We start from the raw sequence: 17,504 nt of genomic DNA on the forward strand, positions 1-17,504 counted from the left end.
GATGGCTGGCTACCTGAGATTTCCGACGCTGCACGACGACACCCTCATCTTCGTCTGCGAGGACGACCTGTGGACGGTTCCCGCCGGTGGTGGCAGAGCCGCCCGGCTCACGGCGGGCGTGGCGGAGGCCAGTCAGCCCCGGCTGTCCCCGGACGGCACGCTGATCGCCTTCGCCGGTAGCGACGAGGGCCCCGGCGAGGTGTGCGTGATGCCGGCGGCCGGCGGCGAGCTGCGCCGGCTGACCCACCACGGCCTGCTGGTCGGGATCGCCGGCTGGGACCCGGAGGGCCGGATCGTCTACGCCTCCAACGCCGACCTGCCGCACAACCGCCGCCAGTTGCGCACCGTGGCCGCGACCGGCGGACTGTCCCAGGTGGTGCCGTACGGCGGCCTGGCCCGCAGCGTCGCGTACGGGCCCGGCGGCGCGGTCGTCCTCGGCCGCAACACCCACGACCCGGCCATCTGGAAGCGGTACCGGGGCGGCACGGCCGGCACACTGTGGATCGACCCGGACGGCGGCGGCGAGTTCCACGGCCTGGTCACGCTGGACGGCAACCTGGCCGCCCCGTGCTGGATCGGCGACCGGGTGTACTTCCTGTCCGACCACGAGGGGGTCGGCAACGTCTACTCGTGCGCCGCGTCGGGCGAGGACCTGCGCCGGCACACCGACCACGAGGACTTCTACGCCCGCAACCTGACGGGCGACGACCGCCGGCTGACCTACCACCTCGGCGGGGACCTCTACGTCCTCGAGGAGGGCGGGGAGACCCGGAAGGTCGAGGTCGAGCTGGGCAGCTCGCGCACCCAGCGGTCCCGGCGGTTCGTCAGTTCGACCCGGCACCTGCACAGCGCCACCCTGCACCCGGACGGTTCGGGCCTGGCGGTGACGGTCCGGGGCAAGGCGTTCTCCCTGGGCCACTGGGAGGGGCCGGTCCGCCAGCACGGCGAGGCCGACGGCGTCCGGTACCGGGAACTGACCTGGCTGGCCGACGGGCACAAGCTCGTCGCCGCGGCGGCGGGGGACGGCGACCGGGAGGACCTGGTGGTGCTCGCCGCCGACGGCGGTCCGACCACCACGATCGCGGAGGACCTGGGCCGGATCGTGGCCCTGGCCCCGGCCCCGAAGGGCGCCACGGTCGCGGTCGCCAACCACCGGTGCGAGCTGTGGCTCGTCGACACCGAGAGCGGCTCGGCCCGGCAGGTGGACCGCAGCGGGCACGGCAAGGTCGCCGACCTGGCCTGGTCGGCGGGCGGCGGCTGGCTGGCGTACACGCTGCCGGTCAGCGCCGGGTCGAGCGAGATCCGGGTCTGCCGCCGCGAGACCGGCGAGACGCGGGCCGTGACCCGCCCGGTGCTGCACGACTCGTCCCCGGTGTTCGACCCCAAGGGCGAGTACCTGTACTTCCTCGGCCAGCGCGAGTTCAACCCGGTGTACGACGAGCTCCAGTTCGACCTGGGCTTCCCGTTCGGCAGCCGGCCGTACGCGGTGGCCCTGCGCGCGGACCTGCCGTCGCCGTTCGTGCTCGCCCCGAAGCCGCTGGTCGAGGGGGACAAGGACAAGAAGGACGACGCCGCCGGGGACGAGCCGAAGGACGAGGTGATCGACTTCGAGGGCATCGAGAGCCGGGTACTGGCGTTCCCGGTCCCCGAGGCCCGGTACCGGTCCGTCTCCGCCGTGGCCGGCAAGCTCCTGATGCTGTCCGAGCCGGTGCACGGCAGCCGCAAGCACCGCTGGTTCGACGCGGACGGCGAGGCGACCGGGATCCTGGAGTCCTACGAGTTCGAGACCGCCAAGACGGAGCGGATCGCCGACGCGGTCACCGAGTTCGAGGTCGGCCCCGACGGCAGGACGCTGCTGTACCGGTCCGCCAGCCGGCTCCGGGTCATCAAGGCCGGCGACAAGGCCCCCGACGAGGACGGCGAGGACCGCGCGGGCGGCTGGGTCGACCTCGACCGGGTGAAGGTGTCGGTGCGCCCGGAGGCCGAGTGGCGGCAGATGTTCCGCGAGGCGTGGCGGTTGCAGCGCGAGCACTTCTGGATCGCGGACATGGCCGGCATCGACTGGCCGGCCACCTACGACCGGTACGCGCCCCTGGTCGACCGGGTCACCACCCGTTCCGAGCTGTCCGACCTGCTCCAGGAGGTGCAGGGCGAGCTGGGCACGTCGCACGCGTACGAGTTCGGCGGCGAGTACCGGTCCCGGCCCTACTACCGGCAGGGCCACCTGGGCGCGGACTTCACGGCCGTCGACGGCGGGTACCGGATCGACCGGATCGTGGCCGGCGACCCGTGGGACCCCGACGCGACGTCCCCGCTGAACCGGCCCGGCGTCAACGTGGCCCCCGGCGACGTGCTGGTCGCGGTCAACGGGCGGAAGTTCGGCACCGCCACCCCGGCGGAGCTGCTGGTCAACCTCGCCGAGACCGAGGTCGAGCTGACGGTGCGCCGGCCCAACGGCGAGCCGCGCACGGTGTCGGTGCGCACCGTGGCCGACGAGCGGCCGGGCCGCTACCGGGACTGGGTGGAGGCCAACCGGGCCCTGGTCCGGGAGCGCTCGGACGGCCGGCTCGGTTACCTGCACATCCCCGACATGGGCCCCGACGGGTACGCGGAGTTCCAGCGCGGCTACCTGACCGAGTACGACCGCGACGGGCTGATCGTCGACGTCCGGTTCAACGGCGGCGGGCACGTGTCGGCGCTCGTGATCGGGCGCCTGGTCCGCCGCCGGATCGCGTACGACTTCCCGCGGTGGGCGGCCCCGGAGCCGTACCCGATCCAGTCCCCGCGCGGCCCGATGGTGGCGCTCACCAACGAGCACGCGGGCTCCGACGGCGACATCTTCAGCCACGCCTTCAAGGTGTACGGCCTGGGCCCGCTCGTCGGCCGCCGCACCTGGGGCGGGGTCGTCGGCATCACCCTCAACCACGAACTGGCCGACGGCACGGTCACCACCCAGCCGGAGTACTCGTTCGGCTTCGACGACGTCGGCTGGCGGGTGGAGAACTACGGCACGGACCCCGACATCGACGTGGACATCACCCCGCAGGACTACGCGCGCGGCCTGGACCCGCAGCTGGACACGGCGATCGAGGTGGCCCTGGCCGAGCTGGAGAAGAAGCCGCCGCACAGCCCGAAGCCGGTGGACCTGCCGAGGCTGGGCCGGCCGCCGCTGCCGCCCCGGGGGCCGCTGCCGAAGCCGGGGTCGAAGCCGGAGGCCGGCTCCGGGCCCGCGTCGAAGGCCGCGCCGAAGAAGAAGTAGCGCACCGGGGTCCCCCGGGGGAACCCGCTCAGGCGGAAGCCGGCACCTTCGCCGGCTTCCGCCGCACGTACACCTGCTTGCGCACCCGGGCCACCACGGTCCCGTCGGCCGCCACCACCTCGGTGTCGAACCACGGCAGCACCTTCGACCCGTCCTCGGCCGCCGCCCGGATCTCCGCGACCCGCTCGTCGGTCAGCTCGAACCGGGCGAACACGTCGCCCCGCCCGGGGGACACGAACTCGATCTCCCCGGCCCGGTCCCACACCACGTGGCCGGGGCCGAGCCGGCGGAGCAGGAGCAGCATCCAGAACGGGTCGGTCATGGCGAACAGGCTGCCGCCGAAGTGCGTACCCACGTAGTTGCTGTTCCATCTCCGCTGGCGGAGCCGGACCTCGACGTGCCGGTAGTCGTCGGACAGCTTCAGGACCCGGATGCCGGCGAAGAGGAACGGGGGCCACAGGTTCATGCCCCGGCGCAGGGTGTTGGCTCGCATGCCCTTCAAGTTACCACTCGGTAACATTGGCCGTCAGGCCTCCACGAAGCCCGCGAACCGGTAGCGGAACCCGTCACCGGTCTCCGACGTGACGGTCACGTCATATCTGCCCTGGTCACAGGGCCATTCGACCTCGGCGGGAGACCAGGTGCTCACGTACACCACGCGGCTCCTGCCCGGGCTTGTGATCGTGAACACCGCGTTGGTCAGGCCGGCGTTGGACAGTTCCAGGACGACCGTGCGCCTCTTCGGCTCCGGGGCGGGCCCGAGGCGCAGCGCCACGGCCGGGATCGCGATGTCGCCCTGCTCGGGGTGCACCACGGTCCCGGTGAACGAGCGCAGGAAACCGTTCGGACCGTAGGCGGAGAAGTCATAGCGGCCGTCGGTCGCCGCCGCGTCCCAGACGTGCTCGGCCCCCGTCGCCACGGTGTACTGGACCGGCGTGAACGGCAGCAGCGAGTCCGCGTACACCCCGATGTGCGCGGCCTGGGCACCGGAGTTGACGAGCTTCAGGGTGACCCGCCCGGTGGCCCGGTCCACGGCCACGTTCCCGGACACCTGGTAGGGCAGCGGGCGCGCCGGCCGGGTACCCGGCTCGACCTCCGGCGGCACCTGCGCGCCCACGGCCGGGACGACGGCCGGCGGCAGCTTCGCGGACGCGTCGGAGATCTCGACCAGTCTCCTCGTGTCCGGCAGCAGCGGGATCACGGTGTTCGGGGCCGCGAAGTCGAAGCAGCTCGTCAGGTCGCCGCACACCTGCCGCCGCCACGCGGAGATGTTCGGTTCGCGGACCCCGGTCAGCACCTCCAGGAAGCGCAGCGTGGACGTGTGGTCGAACACCTGGGAGTTGACCCAGCCGCCCCGCGACCAGGGCGAGATCACCGTCATCGGCACCCGGGGGCCGAGCCCGATCGGCCGGCCGGCCACGAACTCGTCCGGGGTGCCGGGCGGCGGGGTCGGCGGGACCACGTGGTCGAAGTACCCGTCATTCTCGTCGTAGTTGAGGAAGAACGCCGTCTTCTCCCACACGGCCGGGTTCGCGAACAGCGCCTGGAGCGCGGTGTCCACGTAGTGCGCGCCGTAGTTGGGGGTGGCGGCCGGGTGCTCGCAGTACAGGTACGGGGCGACCAGCCAGGACACCGTGGGCAGCCGGTCGGCGAGGACGTCGGCGGCGAAGTCGTCCAGGGTGCGCTTGACCATCGCGTTGTCGTGCAGCGGGTTCCCGGGCTTCGCGTCGGCGTACTGCCGGAACCACGCCAGCGAGTTGTCGTCGTAGTTGCCGGTGCGCTCGTCGTCGGTCGGGTTGCTGTACACCTTCCACGAGACGCCGGCCGCCTGGAGCCGCTCGGGGTAGGTGGTCCAGTGGCAGTTCGGGTTGTTGCGCGCCGGGCTGTTGTCGATGATCGGGCCGCCGCCGGTCGCACGGGTGTCGAGCATGCCCGACCAGTGGTAGAGCCGGTTCGGGTTCGTCGGGCCCTGCACGGAGCTGAAGTACGCGTCGCAGATCGTGAACGCGTCGGCCAGCGCGTACTGGTACGGGATGTCCTGGCGGCCGAAGTACCCCATGGTCATCTCGCTCTTCGCCGGGATCCAGCGGTTGTACATCCCGTTGTTCCACGCCTGGTGCGTCCCGCTCCACGAGTGGTCCAGGTCCCCGAGCTGCTGCCCGTTGACCTTCGCCGTGTCGATCCGGAACGGCCGCAGGTGCCGCCCGTCCGCCCGGCCGTAGGCGGGCTGCTCGAACACCGTGCCCCCGTCGGGCAGCCGCAGCGCCGCCGGGTCGGCGAGGCCGCGCACGCCGCGCAGAGCCCCGTAGTAGTGGTCGAAGGACCGGTTCTCCTGCATCAGGATCACCACGTGTCCCACGTCCCCGATCTTCCCGGTCCGGGCCGGGGCGGCCAGGGCCTCGGCCATGCCGAGCGGCAGCGTGGACAGGGCGGCGCCGGCCGCGCCCGCGCCGAGGAGCTTGCGTCGGGAGAGCTGCATGACAGTGTCCTTAGGGGAGGCGGAACGTCGTGACGACGGCGGCGTGGTCGGAGGGCCAGCGGTTGCCGGCCTGGTCGGGTACGGGCTTCGGCCAGCCGGTGACGAGCACATGGGTCTCCTCGACCCGCAGGTCGCCGGCGAAGTGGACGAAGTCCCGCCGGGCCGGGGTCTCGGTCGGGCGCACCGGGGACCAGGTGAACCCGGGGTCGGGGCGGCCGAGCCGGTAGGAGTCCCTCAGGCCCGCCGGCGCTCCCGCCACCTCCCCGGTGCAGGCCAGCAGCACCGGCCTGCGGGCGGCGTTCGCGAGGTCGGGGGCCATGCTCTCCAGCAGCCCGGGCCCGGACCTGGCCGACCAGACCTCCACCTCGAAGGGCCGCCGGTCGTCGAGGCGGAGGGTCACGGCCGTCGCGGACCCGCCACCCTGCCCCGTCCGGGGAGTCAGCGGGTACCGGCTGAGCACGCCCACCCCGTCCGCCGCCGCGTACTCCCAGCCCAGCACCCGGGCCAGGTCCGCGACCGCCGTACCGGGCGCGCCCTGCACCCCGACCACGTCGACGTTGTTGGTCAGCAGCACCCGGGCCTGCTTGCGCACCGCGTCGGCGACGTGACTGCCGCCGTCCCACAGCTCCCAGCTCATCACCCGCAGCTTGTCCACGGTCCTGGTGTCCAGGGCGCACACCGGCACCCGCACGGTCAGCCGCGCGTCCCCGGCGGCGACCACCACGGTCGCGGGCCGCAGCGGCGCGGTCAGGGGCGCGCGGCCCTCGATCACGCCGTCGGCCCCGACGGACAGCCAGGAGTCCCCGCCGGCCTTCGTGAACGCCGTCGCCGGCCCGGTCCACAGGCCTCCCACGGCGAGCCGGAACCGCTCGCCCGCCCGGACGTTGCGGCTGGTGAACACGTCGGTGAGGAAGTCGGGCCGCACCGGGTGGCCGGGCTCGCCGACCGCGAACGGCACGGGTCCGGCGAGGGCGGCGTACCCGTCCCTGGCCAGCAGCAGCGCCACGAACCGCCCCGGGTAGAAGGTCGACCCGTCGAAGGTGACGGTGCCCTCCTTTTCGGTCACGTACCTCCAGGTCGTGGACGGCCCGTTGGAGCGCCCGTCGCTGGGCGCGTTCCCCGGGTCCGTGTACAGCCCGACCCAGTTCTTCGGGTGCGGCGAGTTCGTCGTGTACCGGAACGTCACCGGGTCCCCGGCCACCGGATCCGGGCCGGTCAGGGCCAGGGTGCCCACCGGCGCGGCGGCCGTCACGGTGAACGTCACGGGCGGCGCGAGCCAGGCGTAGCCGTCGTCGGCCAGGTAGTAGAGCGCGTAGGTGCCCGCGCCGAGGGCCGCCGTGTCGAAGCCGCCCGTGCCCGACGCGGCCGGGACGTACAGGTAGGCGGTCGAGGAGCCCACGTACTTCTGGTTCACCGGGCCGTTGCCGGGCTGGGCGTACAGCCCCACCCAGTTCTTCGCGGCGGGCCGGTCCGTCGAGTAACCGAACGTCACCGGGCTGCCCTGGGCCACGGTCGCCGCGGAGAGCGTGAGCGTGCCGGCCATCGGGGTCCTCCTTCGTCACCGACCGGGGCTGACGCGGGCCGGGCGGCCGGCGGACAGCAGCGGTCACCGACCGGGTCGGTCGGCTGGAGTCATTACCGTCGGTGGCGATGACCTGAGGGTGAACGGAACGGGGGCTCTCTGCGACCACGGTATGACGACCTCACCAGCCCGTGGGCAGACGCGACGGCGGGGGATGCTCCGTAGCGTCGGAGGCATGATCGTCGCAGAGCACCTCACCAAGCGGTACGGCCCGAAAGTCGTCGTGGACGACCTGTCGTTCACCGTCGAGCCGGGCCGGGTCACCGGCTTCCTCGGCCCGAACGGGGCGGGCAAGTCCACCACCATGCGGATGGTCCTCGGCCTCGACCGGCCGACCGGCGGGCGGGTGACCGTCGAGGGCAGGCCCTTCGCGGAGGCCGCCGTCCCGCTGAACACGGTCGGCGCGCTGCTCGACGCCAAGGCCGTGCACGGCGGGCGGACCGCCCGCAACCACCTGCGGATCCTGGCCCGGGCCAACGGCATCCCCCGGTCCCGGGTCGAGGAGGTGCTCGACATGGTCGGCATGGCCGACACGGCGAAGAAGCGGGTCAAGGGCTTCTCGCTCGGGATGGGCCAGCGGCTCGGGATCGCGGCGGCGCTGCTCGGCGACCCGCGCACCCTGATGTTCGACGAGCCGGTCAACGGCCTGGACCCCGAGGGCATCCGGTGGATCCGGGACTTCCTGCGGGCCCGGGCCGCCGAGGGCCGCGCCGTGTTCGTGTCCAGCCACCTGATGAGCGAGATGCAGGACACCGCCGACCACCTGATCGTCATCGGCCGGGGCAAGCTCGTCGCGGACTGTTCGATGGCCGAGTTCATCGAGCGCTCCTCGCGCAACCACATCCGGGTGCGTACCCCCGAGAACGTGCGGTTCGCCCAGGTGCTGCAGAACACCGGCGCGACCGTGGAGTCCGACGGGGAGGCGCTCGCCGTCACCCAGCTGCCCATCGAGATCATCGGCGAACTGGCCGCCCGGCACGGCGTCACCCTGCACGAACTGGCCCCCCGGTCGGCCTCCCTGGAGCAGGCGTTCATGGAACTGACCCACGACGCGGTGGAGTACCGCGCGACTGTTGGAGGCACGGCATGACCAACGCGATCGCCAGCGAATGGCTGAAGATCCGCACCATCCGCTCGACGCTCTGGGCGCTGCTGGCCGCCGCCGCGCTCACCGTCGGGGTCGGCGTGCTGGCCTCCTCCGGCACCGTGCCGGGGACGCCGGTCGACGTCGTCGTGTCCGACAACCTGGCCGGCATCATCCTGGGGCAGCTCGCGATCTGCGTGTTCGGCGCGCTGGCCGCCACGTCGGAGTACGCCACGGGCATGATCCGCACTTCCCTGTCGGTGCTGCCGGTCCGGGGCCGGATGATGGCCGCCAAGGCCATCGTGGTCACGGCCGTGGGCCTGGTCGCCGGCATGGTGATCAGCTTCCTGTCCTACGGCGCCGGCCAGGCCGTCAGCCAGGCGCCGGCCGGGCTCGGCGAGCCGGGCGTGCTGCGCGCGGTCCTCGGCGGCGGCCTCTACCTGGGCATGCTCGGCCTGTTCGTGTTCGGGATCGGCATGATCGTGCGGCACTCCGCCGCCGCGATCACGACCGCGATCGGCGCGATCATGATCCTGCCGATCGCCACCTACGCGCTCGGCGAGAACGGGGTCACCTTCCGCAAGTGGTGGCCGAGCCAGGCCGGCCAGAGCATCATGCAGGTCTCCGCGCAGCAGGGTTCCCTGTCGCCGTGGGTGGGGTACGGGGTGTTCGCGGTCGGCACGGCGGCCGTGCTGACGGCGGCGTGGCTGTTCTTCTCGCGCCGCGACGCCTGATCCGGGTGGGGTGTCCGGTTCCGGGCACCCGGCCGGAGGTAGCGCTCTCTTGACGAAAGCCGCGAGTCGGATTATTCTGATAGGTGAAGCCCGACCCTTGAGAGATCGCGATTTCTGCGAAATCTGAGAGCCGGGCTTCTGCGTGTACCGGGACCCGCGCGGTTGGCTACCGGTCCCCGTGGACCCAGGCCCTGCTCGACCCGAGGCCGGTCCCCGACAGGCGCGCCGTCGGGGTGGAGCTCTCCGATCCGGGCCGGTTCAGCCGGTGACGTACTGCTCCGCGAACTCCGCGGTGGGGGCGATGGGCGTGATCACGTCGATCAGGACGCTGCTCGGGTCGGCCACGATGAAGTGCCGCTGGCCGAAGTCCTCGTCGCGCAGGGTGAGCACGGGGTGCAGCCCCTCGCCGGTGACCAGCCGGTCCCACTCCGCGTCCACGTCTGCCACCTCGACGTTGAGCAGCAGGCCCCGGGCGGGGACCCGGTAGCCCTCCGGGACGGTCGGGTGGGTGTGGTCGAGGAGGGCCAGCTCGTAGCCCGGGTCGCCGGGGCGGCGCAGGCTGACGTACCAGTCGGATTCGAAGGTGGTTTCGAAGCCCAGCAGTCGGGTGTAGAAGTCGCGGGACTCCCGCAGTGCCGCCGTGCCGATCACGGGATAGAAGCCGGTCAGCTTCATGTCGGCGCTCCTTTCGCATACCATTAGTATGCGAACGACGTTATTCGCGTACCGTCGGTATGTCAATGAGGAGTGCGATGCGGCAGGACGGCGTGCGGGCGCAACAGCGGGACCAGACCCGGCAGGCACTGCTCCGGGAGGGCCGGCGGCTGTTCTCCGGCAGCGGCTACGGCGACGTGGCCCTGGCGGAGATCGTCCGGGCGGCCGGGGTGACCAAGGGCGCGCTCTACCACCACTTCAGCGGCAAGGCGGAGCTGTTCCGCGCCGTCCTGGAGGAGGTGCAGCAGGAGGTGGGCCGACGGGTCGCGGCGGCCGCCGACGCGCACGACGACCCCTGGGACCAGCTGACCGCCGGCTGCCAGGAGTTCCTCACCGCCACCACGGACCCCGACATCCAACGGGTGATGCTGGTCGACGGGCCCGCCGTGCTCGGCTGGGCCGCGTGGCGGGCCATGGACGAGGCCGCCTCGGCCCGGCATCTCGCCGACGCGCTGACCGGCCTCGTCGACGCCGGGATCATCGCGCCGCAGCCGGTCGCCCCGCTGGTCCACCTGCTGTCGGGGGCGATGAACGAGGCGGCGCTGTGGCTGGCGTCCTCCGCCGGACCCGGTGACCTGGCGGACACCAGGGCCGCGCTGGGCCGACTGCTCCAGGCACTGCGCACCGGCTAGGCGGCGGGTGACCCGTCAGCCCCGCAGCGGTCGGCCGAACCTGGCCCGCACGCCCGGTGACCACAGCACACTCACCGGCGGCCCCACCGGCCCGGGCAACCCGGCCGCCGCCACCAGCCCGTCGTCGAGTTCCAGCAGCTCCGCCCGGTGCAGCGGCCACTCCTCGTGCGCGTTCGGCAGGTACAGGGTCCGGCCGTGCCAGTCCACGTGCAGCCCCCAGCGCGCCGTCAGGAACTCCTCCACCGCGCTCGGCTCCGCGATCCGCGCCCCGATCCGCACCCGGACCCGACCACCCGCCCCCACCGGCCCGGGCCACCGCCGCCGGGTCTCGTACGCCACCGTGTCGCCGGCCTTCGTGATCCGCATCCGCGCCCACATGTACGGCAGCCGGAACAGCCAGCGGGCCGCCAGCACCGGGGCCAGCCGGGCCGCCTCCAGGGAACGGAAGACGACCCCGCGCCGGCCGGCGGTGTCCACGGAGTACAGCCGGACGTTGGTCTCCGCGAACGTGCCCAGGTAGGGCAGGGGTGGCCACGGGCCCAGGCTCACCCCGACCATCCGGAACGGCACCAGCCCGACGTACGTCACCCCGTCGAGGGTGTCGGGCACGGTGCCCCGGGGGAGCAGCGGCGCGACGAGCGCGGGGTCGACCGGCCAGTGCAGCAGGGTCAGGTCCCGCCAGCCCTGGGCGAGGATCGTGCCGCGCAGGGGGCGGGGCGCGAGACGCGTGACAGGCTCGACCATGCCCCCACGCTATCCCGGGCGGCGCGCGCCGACCCCGCCCCGGCGCGGATCGGGTCACCCCGGGGCGCCGTGCCCTACTCGCGGGCGCGGCGGGCGTGTTCGTCCGCGACGGCCTTCGCGATCTCCGCCAGCGACGGCACGGCCGGCAACCGGGGCGCGATCGCGGCGGCCAGGGCGGCGATGTCGACGCCCCCGGTCCGCAGCGCCGCGATCTCGGCCCGGGCGGCCTTCAGCTCGGCGAGGGCCTGGTCGCACTTGGCCTCGATCCGGCGTTCGCGGAGCACCCGCGGGCTCGGGTTGCCCGCGATGAACGGGCTGTCGTCGCGCAGCTCCTGGAACCAGAGGTCCGCGAGCAGCACGGAGTCCCCCCGGTCGCCCACGGCGGCGGGCCGCCCCAACGGCGTGTAGTCGGACATGGTGGTACCTCCCGGGCTGGGTGCGGGGCCGAAACCTTCGGAGATGTCGCGGAAGCGGTACGCCTTCCAGGGGCCGTCCGAGCCGTCGTACGGCCAGCGGATGACGCGGTGCAGGGGGCCGTCGGAGCCGCCGGCCTGCTCGTACCCGAAATAGCGGTCGTCGGTGTCGATGTCGTTGAGCCACCGTTCGAAGAGGACGATGTGCCCGTCGTCCCCGCCGGTGCCGGGCCCGCAGACGCCGACCGCGTCGCCCGGCAGCAGGTCGGCGGCGGGGATCTCGCGCATCCAGCCCGCCGTGACCAGGCTGACCGTGTTCATGCCGCCGAAGCTGCCGGGGGAGTCGACCGGGATCGCCCAGCACATCGACACGAAGCCGGAGCAGTCCTGCCGGTAGCCGGTCGGGCGGTGGATCCGGTCCTGGGAGTAGGGGACGGTGCCCGTGGGCCAGAGGCGGGCGGCTCTGCTGAGGATCTCGGCTCGGGTGACGGACATGTGCACCTCCCCTTCCAGGGGACCGCTCACCGCCGCCGTCCATAAGGCACGAACGGCCAAGCCTTGGGGCGGCCCTGCGCAACGGCCGGCCGACTTGTCGGTACCTGCTGTCGAGTTCCGGCTTGTTGGTGCCGGTACCCGCCGCTACGCTGTCGATCGATTCCGGCGGATGGGTGGTGCGATGGGCGTGGAGCTGCGGTTACTCGGCCCGATCGAGGCCGTCGGCCCGGCCGGCCCCGCCGTCCTGAGCAGCGCCCGGCAACGCGCCCTCGTCGGCCTGCTGGCGCTGCGCCCCGGCACCCCGGTCCCCGCGCCCCGGCTCGTCCAGGCGCTGTGGGGGCAGGACGCGCCGCGCACCGCCGTCCGGACCCTGCAGAGCCACCTCACCCGGGCCCGCCAGGCCCTCGCCGCCTGCGGGCTCCCGGGCCTGCTGACCAGCGGCCGGGTCGGCTACGCGCTGGCCGCCGGCCCGGAGTCCGTCGACGCCTGCCGGTTCGAGTCCCTGGTCGCCGAGGCCCGGGCCGGGTCGGCCGCCGGTCGGGTCGCCGAGTCCGTGGCCGGCCTGCGCACCGCCCTGGACCTGTGGCGGGGCGAGGCGCTCGCGGACGCCGAGCTGTACGGCTGGGGCGCCGCCGAGGTGGCCAGGCTGCACAACGTCCGGCTCGCCGCGCTCGGCGACCTGTGGGACGGCGAACTCCAGCTGGGCGGGCACGCCGACGCGGTGCCGGCGCTGGAGCGGCTGCTGGTGGCCGACCCGGGGGAGGAGCGTCTGGTCGGGCTGCTGATGCTGGCCCAGTACCGGTCGGGGCGGCAGTCCGAGGGCTTGACCTGCTACCAGCGGTTCCGCGAGCACCTGTCCGACACGCTGGGCGTGGACCCGGGCCCCGAGCTGCAACGGCTGCACACCGCGATCCTGCGCCGCGACCCGGCCCTGGAGCCGCCCGACGCCCCCGGCCAGGTGCCGGCCCAGCTGCCGTCGCGCCCCGGGCACTTCACCGGCCGGCCCGCCGAACTCGCCACCCTGGACGAGGCCCTGGCGGCCGGCGGCGACGTGCCCCTCGTGCTGGTGTCCGGGCCGGCGGGCATGGGCAAGACGGCGCTCGTCGTCGAGTGGACCCAGCGGGTCACCGACCGGTTCGCGCACGGCCAGATCTTCTGCGACCTGCTCGGGCACGACGAGGCCACGGCGCTCACCCCCGACGAGGTGCTCGGCCACGCCCTGCGCGGGCTCGGGGTGCCCGCCGGCCGGGTGCCCACGGGCCACGGCGACCAGCTCGGCCTGTACCGGTCCCTGCTGCACGACCGCCGCGTCCTCCTGGTCTGCGACAACGTCGGCTCGGCCGAGCAGATCCTGCCGCTGGTGCCGCCGACCGCCGGCAGCCTGCTCGTCGCCACCAGCCGGCACCAGCTGCCCACCCTCGACGTGCACGCCGCCGTCCGCCGGGTCGAGCTCGACGCCCTCAGCACCCGGGAGTCCCTGACCCTGCTCGAACGGGTCCTCGGGCCCACCCGGGTCGGCGCCGAACCGGAGGCGGCCGGCCAGCTCGTCGAGGCCTGCGACCGGATGCCCCTGGCCCTGCGGATCGCGGCGGCCAAGCTCAACGCCCGCCCCCGGCTCGCCGTCGCGGACCTGGTCGCCGAGCTGGCCACCGAGAACCGGCTCGACGCGCTGTCCGTGCCCGGCGACTCCCGCAGCATCCGCACCGTCTTCGCCAGCGCCTACCACGCCCTGACCCCGGGGGCCGCCGCCGCGTTCCGGCTGCTCGGGCTGCACCCCGGGCCGAACTTCGCCGTCGGGCTGGTCGCGGCCGTCACCGGGTCCCCGGTCGCCGCCGCCCGCCGGGCCACCGAGGAACTCGCGGCGGCGCACCTGGTCACGGAGATCGCCAGCGGCCGGTTCCGGTTCCACGACCTGATCCGGTGGTACGCCCGCGAATGCGCCCTCGCCGAGGAGCCCCTCGCGGTGCGTGGACAGAGCGAGGAACGACTGCTCGACTGGTACCTGGCGGTGGCCGACGCCGCGAACCGCACCCTCACCCCCGGCCGCGACCGGGCCCACGTGACGGCCCGGCACCCGGTGCCCGGGCCGCCCTTTCCGGCCCGGCACGCCGAGACGCTGTCCTTCCTCGACGGCGAACGCGCCAACCTGTCCGCCGTGTCCCGGCACGCCGTCGAGCGCGGGGAGGACACGGCCGCCTGGCAGCTCGCGTACCTGCTGATGGGCTTCTACTACTCGCGCGGGCACTGGGCCCCGATGCTGGAGATCTGCCGCACCGGGCTCGCGGCGGCCCGCCGGCTGGCCGACCGGGGCACCGAGGGCCTGATGCGCGGCCAGGTCGGGGTCGCCTGCATCCAGCTGCAACGGTTCGACGAGGCCCTCGAGGCGCTCCGGCACGCCCTGCCGCTGATGCGCACGGCCGGCGACGCCTGGGGCGAGGGCAGCGTCCGCAACAACACGGCCGTGGCGCTCGCCGCGCTCCGCCGGTTCGACGAGGCCGTGGGGGAGTACGAGGCCGCCCTCGCCATGCACACCGCCAACGGCCTGTCCCGCGACGTCGCCTACGCGCTGAACAACCTCGGCGACGCGCACACCAGGATGGGCCAGCCGGACGTGGCCCTCGACTACCTCGACCGGGCGCTCGCCCTGGTCCGCACGCTCGGCGACGAACGCCTCGAAGCCGTGGTCCTGCACGGCACGGGCGCCGCGCACCTGGGCGAGGGCCGGTACCGGCAGGCCATGGACCTGTTCGACCGGGCCCGGGCGATCCAGGACCGGATCGGGGACCGCCGCGCCGAGGTGGACACCCTGCACGACACCGGTCTCGCCCGGCTGGGCCTCGGCGAGCCGGAGGTGGCCTCGGAGCTGTTCGACCAGGCCCGCCGGCTGAGCCGCGCGTTGGCCGATCCGCACCTGGAGGCCGTGGCGATGACCGGGCTCGGGCTGGCGGAGTTCCGGGCCGGGGCCGTGGAGGCCGCCGAGGGCTGGTACCTGCGGGCGCTGGCCGTGCGCGGGCGGGTGCCGGCCGTGTTCGAGGAGGCCGAACTGCACCGGCATCTCGGGGACCTGGCGCGGTTCCGGGGGGATCCGGTCGCGGCCCGGACGCACCGGGAGACGGCGGTGCGGCTGTACGAGAAGGCGAACGCGACGGCCGAGGCGGACGCGCTGGGGGCGGTGTTGGCGGCCGAGGGGTAGGCGGGCCGCTTTCGGGACGACCGGGCTCCCTGGACGGCCGGGCTACCAGGGCGGCCGGGCTCCCAGGGCGTTGGCGCTCCCGGGGCCGGCCGGGGCGGCGCGGGTCAGGCCGCACCACCCCGGATCCGGCACGTCGAACCGTCAGTTGTAGCGGAACGAGGTCAACCAGCGCGTCGTCCCCCCGGTGACGTACGGCGTCACGAACAGCGGCCGGTCCGCCGGCGCGTTGACGGCGTAGTTGACCAGGTCGGTCGGTGTCGCGAAGTCCCGCACCCGGCCGTCGGGCGTGCCCTGCGCCACGGAGGCCACGTTGAACGTGCCGTCGGGGTTCTGGCTCACGTCGAGCACGGACTGCCCCGAGCACACGTTGGCCAGCGCGGCCCGGGTCACCCCGGAGTACCAGCACCAGCCGTACCCCTCGACGTTCTTCACGACGATCACCACGAACTTGTTCGCGCCGTACGCCTCGATGTTCGTCAGCCGGTACGTGCTCCCCAGGCACGTGCCCACCCCGGCGAAGTCGGTGTCGCACCAGTCCCAGGCCTTGTAGTTGGCCCCGTAGTTGGGCACCATGACGACCGCGTACACGTTGCCGTACCGCACCGCGCTGGTCAGCCGCGCGTTGTTCTGCGCCGCGAACGTGTTCACCTGGGCCTTGGACACGCCGTAGTACCACCACCAGGCGCTGGAGTACGCCGCCCCGCTGTTGCGCACCATCGTGACCGAGAACCGCAGCGGCGACGTGCTGAGCACCCGCAGGTCGGTCGGCCGGGCGTCGTTCGCGTCCAGCAGGCTCGACACCTGCGCGGCGTCCACGTTCAGGTAGGTCCACCAGCCGGTCGGGTTCGAGATCTCCCGGTCGTTGACCAGGTTCGCCGTCGGCAGCGAGCCGCCCGGCCAACAGCCGGCCCCCATCGAGTTCGTCACGAACGTGCACTGCGCGGTCGCGACGGCCGGCGTGGCCACCAGCGTCGCCGCCACCCCCAGGCAGACGACGCCCACCAGGACGAGCCGCCGCACGAGCTTCTTGATCACTGTCTTCCCCCAAACTGCCGGACGGTGGGCGGCGATGCGGGTGCCGCCCGGGGTCCAGGATGGGCGGTGGATGTTGTGGCGGCGTTGTGGCGCGGGGATCCGACTCCGCGATGCGGATAGCCGACAGTTCCGGGACGTCCGGGCGGCGGGTGGGAAGCCGACATGCCGGAGCTCCCCGGGGCGGGATGCCCCGGGGAGCCGTGACCACAGGCCGTGACCCGCCGGTCGTGGTCGGCTACGAGTTGTGCCGGAAGGAGGTCAGCCAGCGCGTGGTGCCCCCGGTGACGTACGGCGTCACGAACAGCGCGCGGTCCGGCGGCGACAGCTGCGCGTAGTTCACCAGGTCGGTCGGCGTCGCGAAGTCCTTCACCCGGCCGTCGGGCGTGCTCTGCGCCACCGACGCCACGTTGAAGGTGCCGTCCGCGTTCTGGCTCACGTCGAGCACGGACTGCCCGCCGCACACGTTGTTGAGCGCCGCCCGGCTGATCCCCGCGTACCAGCACCAGCCCAGGCCCTCGCTGTTGTTCACGAAGATCACGACGAACTTGTTCGCCCCGTACGTCTCGATGTTCGTCAGCCGGCTGGTGGTCCCCAGGCACGAGCTGATCCCCGCGTAGGTCGTGTCGCACCAGCCCCAGGCCTTGGCGTTCGCCCCGGTGTTGGGCACCATGACGACGGCGTAGGAGTTGCCGTACCGCACGGCGCTGATCAGCCGCGCGTTGTTCGTACCCAGATAGGTGTTGACCTGCGCCATCGTCACGCCGTAGTACCACCACCAGCCGCTGGCGTAGCTGCCCGTGTTCTTGACCATCGTCACCGAGAACCGCAGCGGCGACGCGTCGACCACCCGCAGGTCCGTGATCCGCGCCCCGTTGGCGTTGGCCAGATTGCCCACCTGCGTGGCGTCCACGTTCTGATAGGTCCACCACCCGGTCGGCGTGGACGTCATCCGGTCGTCGGCCGAACCCGGGTACGCGTGGGCCGTCCCCGCCATCCCCATCATCAGCGCCACACCGGCGGCGGCCGCGACGAGGAGCCGGGCCATCCGCCGCATCGGAGTAGTCATGTCGAACCTCCACTTGTCGTTGTCGGCGACGTCCCCGCCGCTGCCGACAACTCTCGGCACCCCATGTTGTGCCA

Annotated in this window: 13 protein-coding genes; 5 read left to right on the forward strand and 8 right to left on the reverse strand. The window is 73.3% G+C overall.

The features are described 5' to 3' along the window. The first annotated feature begins 1 nt into the window (after window position 1). Window positions 2-3,259 (forward strand): PDZ domain-containing protein, encoded by a 3,258-nt coding sequence (locus AB0M43_RS21775; RefSeq protein ID WP_363727375.1) that lies wholly within the window; start codon window positions 2-4, stop codon window positions 3,257-3,259. 28 nt (window positions 3,260-3,287) lie between these two features. Here the strand turns inward: AB0M43_RS21775 and AB0M43_RS21780 are convergent, their stop codons facing one another. Genes AB0M43_RS21780 through AB0M43_RS21790 form a run of 3 tightly spaced genes read right to left on the reverse strand, consistent with a single transcriptional unit; the run spans window position 3,288 to window position 7,281 of the window. Further along, window positions 3,288-3,752, reverse strand: coding sequence for a DUF4442 domain-containing protein (locus AB0M43_RS21780; RefSeq protein WP_363727377.1), 465 nt, complete (start codon window positions 3,750-3,752; stop codon window positions 3,288-3,290). Window positions 3,753-3,785: 33 nt separating this feature from the next. Then, window positions 3,786-5,738, reverse strand: a complete 1,953-nt coding sequence (locus tag AB0M43_RS21785) for a phosphocholine-specific phospholipase C (RefSeq protein ID WP_363727379.1) — start codon at window positions 5,736-5,738, stop codon at window positions 3,786-3,788. Between the two features lie 10 nt (window positions 5,739-5,748). Then, window positions 5,749-7,281 carry a hypothetical protein gene (locus AB0M43_RS21790; protein WP_363727381.1) on the reverse strand — a complete coding sequence of 511 codons (1,533 nt, stop codon included), beginning with the start codon at window positions 7,279-7,281 and terminating at the stop codon, window positions 5,749-5,751. Between the two features lie 214 nt (window positions 7,282-7,495). On the opposite strand from AB0M43_RS21790, the gene AB0M43_RS21795 reads away from it, so the two are divergent. Continuing rightward, window positions 7,496-8,410: an ABC transporter ATP-binding protein gene (locus AB0M43_RS21795; RefSeq protein WP_363727383.1), complete on the forward strand. Its 915-nt coding sequence runs from the start codon at window positions 7,496-7,498 to the stop codon at window positions 8,408-8,410. Further along, window positions 8,407-9,138 (forward strand): ABC transporter permease, encoded by a 732-nt coding sequence (locus tag AB0M43_RS21800; protein WP_363727385.1) that lies wholly within the window; start codon window positions 8,407-8,409, stop codon window positions 9,136-9,138. The genes AB0M43_RS21795 and AB0M43_RS21800 overlap by 4 nt, the downstream gene beginning before the upstream one ends. A 258-nt stretch (window positions 9,139-9,396) precedes the next feature. On the opposite strand, the gene AB0M43_RS21805 is transcribed toward AB0M43_RS21800, so the two are convergent. Continuing rightward, the gene (locus tag AB0M43_RS21805) at window positions 9,397-9,813 is read right to left on the reverse strand and encodes a VOC family protein (RefSeq protein WP_363727387.1); all 417 of its coding nucleotides are present in this window, start codon (window positions 9,811-9,813) and stop codon (window positions 9,397-9,399) included. Between the two features lie 65 nt (window positions 9,814-9,878). Between AB0M43_RS21805 and AB0M43_RS21810 the strand changes: the two genes are divergently transcribed. Next, window positions 9,879-10,484 (forward strand): TetR/AcrR family transcriptional regulator, encoded by a 606-nt coding sequence (locus AB0M43_RS21810; RefSeq protein WP_363727389.1) that lies wholly within the window; start codon window positions 9,879-9,881, stop codon window positions 10,482-10,484. A gap of 15 nt (window positions 10,485-10,499) precedes the next feature. On the opposite strand, the gene AB0M43_RS21815 is transcribed toward AB0M43_RS21810, so the two are convergent. Together AB0M43_RS21815 and AB0M43_RS21820 are read right to left on the reverse strand one after the other, a co-directional pair. After that, window positions 10,500-11,228, reverse strand: coding sequence for a DUF2071 domain-containing protein (locus AB0M43_RS21815; RefSeq protein WP_363727391.1), 729 nt, complete (start codon window positions 11,226-11,228; stop codon window positions 10,500-10,502). A gap of 74 nt (window positions 11,229-11,302) precedes the next feature. After that, window positions 11,303-12,136, reverse strand: a complete 834-nt coding sequence (locus tag AB0M43_RS21820) for a hypothetical protein (protein ID WP_363727393.1) — start codon at window positions 12,134-12,136, stop codon at window positions 11,303-11,305. A gap of 169 nt (window positions 12,137-12,305) precedes the next feature. Here AB0M43_RS21820 and AB0M43_RS21825 point away from each other — a divergent pair, with 169 nt between their 5' ends. After that, window positions 12,306-15,329, forward strand: a complete 3,024-nt coding sequence (locus AB0M43_RS21825) for a BTAD domain-containing putative transcriptional regulator (RefSeq protein WP_363727395.1) — start codon at window positions 12,306-12,308, stop codon at window positions 15,327-15,329. 141 nt (window positions 15,330-15,470) lie between these two features. Here AB0M43_RS21825 and AB0M43_RS21830 read toward each other — a convergent pair whose 3' ends face one another. Beyond that, complete coding sequence (locus AB0M43_RS21830; protein ID WP_363727397.1) at window positions 15,471-16,364, reverse strand: hypothetical protein; 894 nt, start codon at window positions 16,362-16,364, stop codon at window positions 15,471-15,473. A 235-nt stretch (window positions 16,365-16,599) separates the two neighbouring features. Next, window positions 16,600-17,430: a hypothetical protein gene (locus AB0M43_RS21835; RefSeq protein ID WP_363727399.1), complete on the reverse strand. Its 831-nt coding sequence runs from the start codon at window positions 17,428-17,430 to the stop codon at window positions 16,600-16,602. Window positions 17,431-17,504: the final 74 nt, after the last annotated feature.

Source organism: Longispora sp. NPDC051575, assembly GCF_040681875.1.
Taxonomy (GTDB): Bacteria; Actinomycetota; Actinomycetes; order Mycobacteriales; family Micromonosporaceae; genus Longispora.

What these genes read in the sequence shown, in the direction of transcription:
- AB0M43_RS21775 (WP_363727375.1), top strand. Translation starts at nt 2, where the DNA reads ATGGCTGGCTACCTGAGATTTCCGACGCTGCACGACGACACCCTCATC.
- AB0M43_RS21780 (WP_363727377.1), bottom strand. Translation starts at nt 3,752, where the DNA reads ATGCGAGCCAACACCCTGCGCCGGGGCATGAACCTGTGGCCCCCGTTC.
- AB0M43_RS21785 (WP_363727379.1), bottom strand. Translation starts at nt 5,738, where the DNA reads ATGCAGCTCTCCCGACGCAAGCTCCTCGGCGCGGGCGCGGCCGGCGCC.
- AB0M43_RS21790 (WP_363727381.1), bottom strand. Translation starts at nt 7,281, where the DNA reads ATGGCCGGCACGCTCACGCTCTCCGCGGCGACCGTGGCCCAGGGCAGC.
- AB0M43_RS21795 (WP_363727383.1), top strand. Translation starts at nt 7,496, where the DNA reads ATGATCGTCGCAGAGCACCTCACCAAGCGGTACGGCCCGAAAGTCGTC.
- AB0M43_RS21800 (WP_363727385.1), top strand. Translation starts at nt 8,407, where the DNA reads ATGACCAACGCGATCGCCAGCGAATGGCTGAAGATCCGCACCATCCGC.
- AB0M43_RS21805 (WP_363727387.1), bottom strand. Translation starts at nt 9,813, where the DNA reads ATGAAGCTGACCGGCTTCTATCCCGTGATCGGCACGGCGGCACTGCGG.
- AB0M43_RS21810 (WP_363727389.1), top strand. Translation starts at nt 9,879, where the DNA reads ATGAGGAGTGCGATGCGGCAGGACGGCGTGCGGGCGCAACAGCGGGAC.
- AB0M43_RS21815 (WP_363727391.1), bottom strand. Translation starts at nt 11,228, where the DNA reads ATGGTCGAGCCTGTCACGCGTCTCGCGCCCCGCCCCCTGCGCGGCACG.
- AB0M43_RS21820 (WP_363727393.1), bottom strand. Translation starts at nt 12,136, where the DNA reads ATGTCCGTCACCCGAGCCGAGATCCTCAGCAGAGCCGCCCGCCTCTGG.
- AB0M43_RS21825 (WP_363727395.1), top strand. Translation starts at nt 12,306, where the DNA reads ATGGGTGGTGCGATGGGCGTGGAGCTGCGGTTACTCGGCCCGATCGAG.
- AB0M43_RS21835 (WP_363727399.1), bottom strand. Translation starts at nt 17,430, where the DNA reads ATGACTACTCCGATGCGGCGGATGGCCCGGCTCCTCGTCGCGGCCGCC.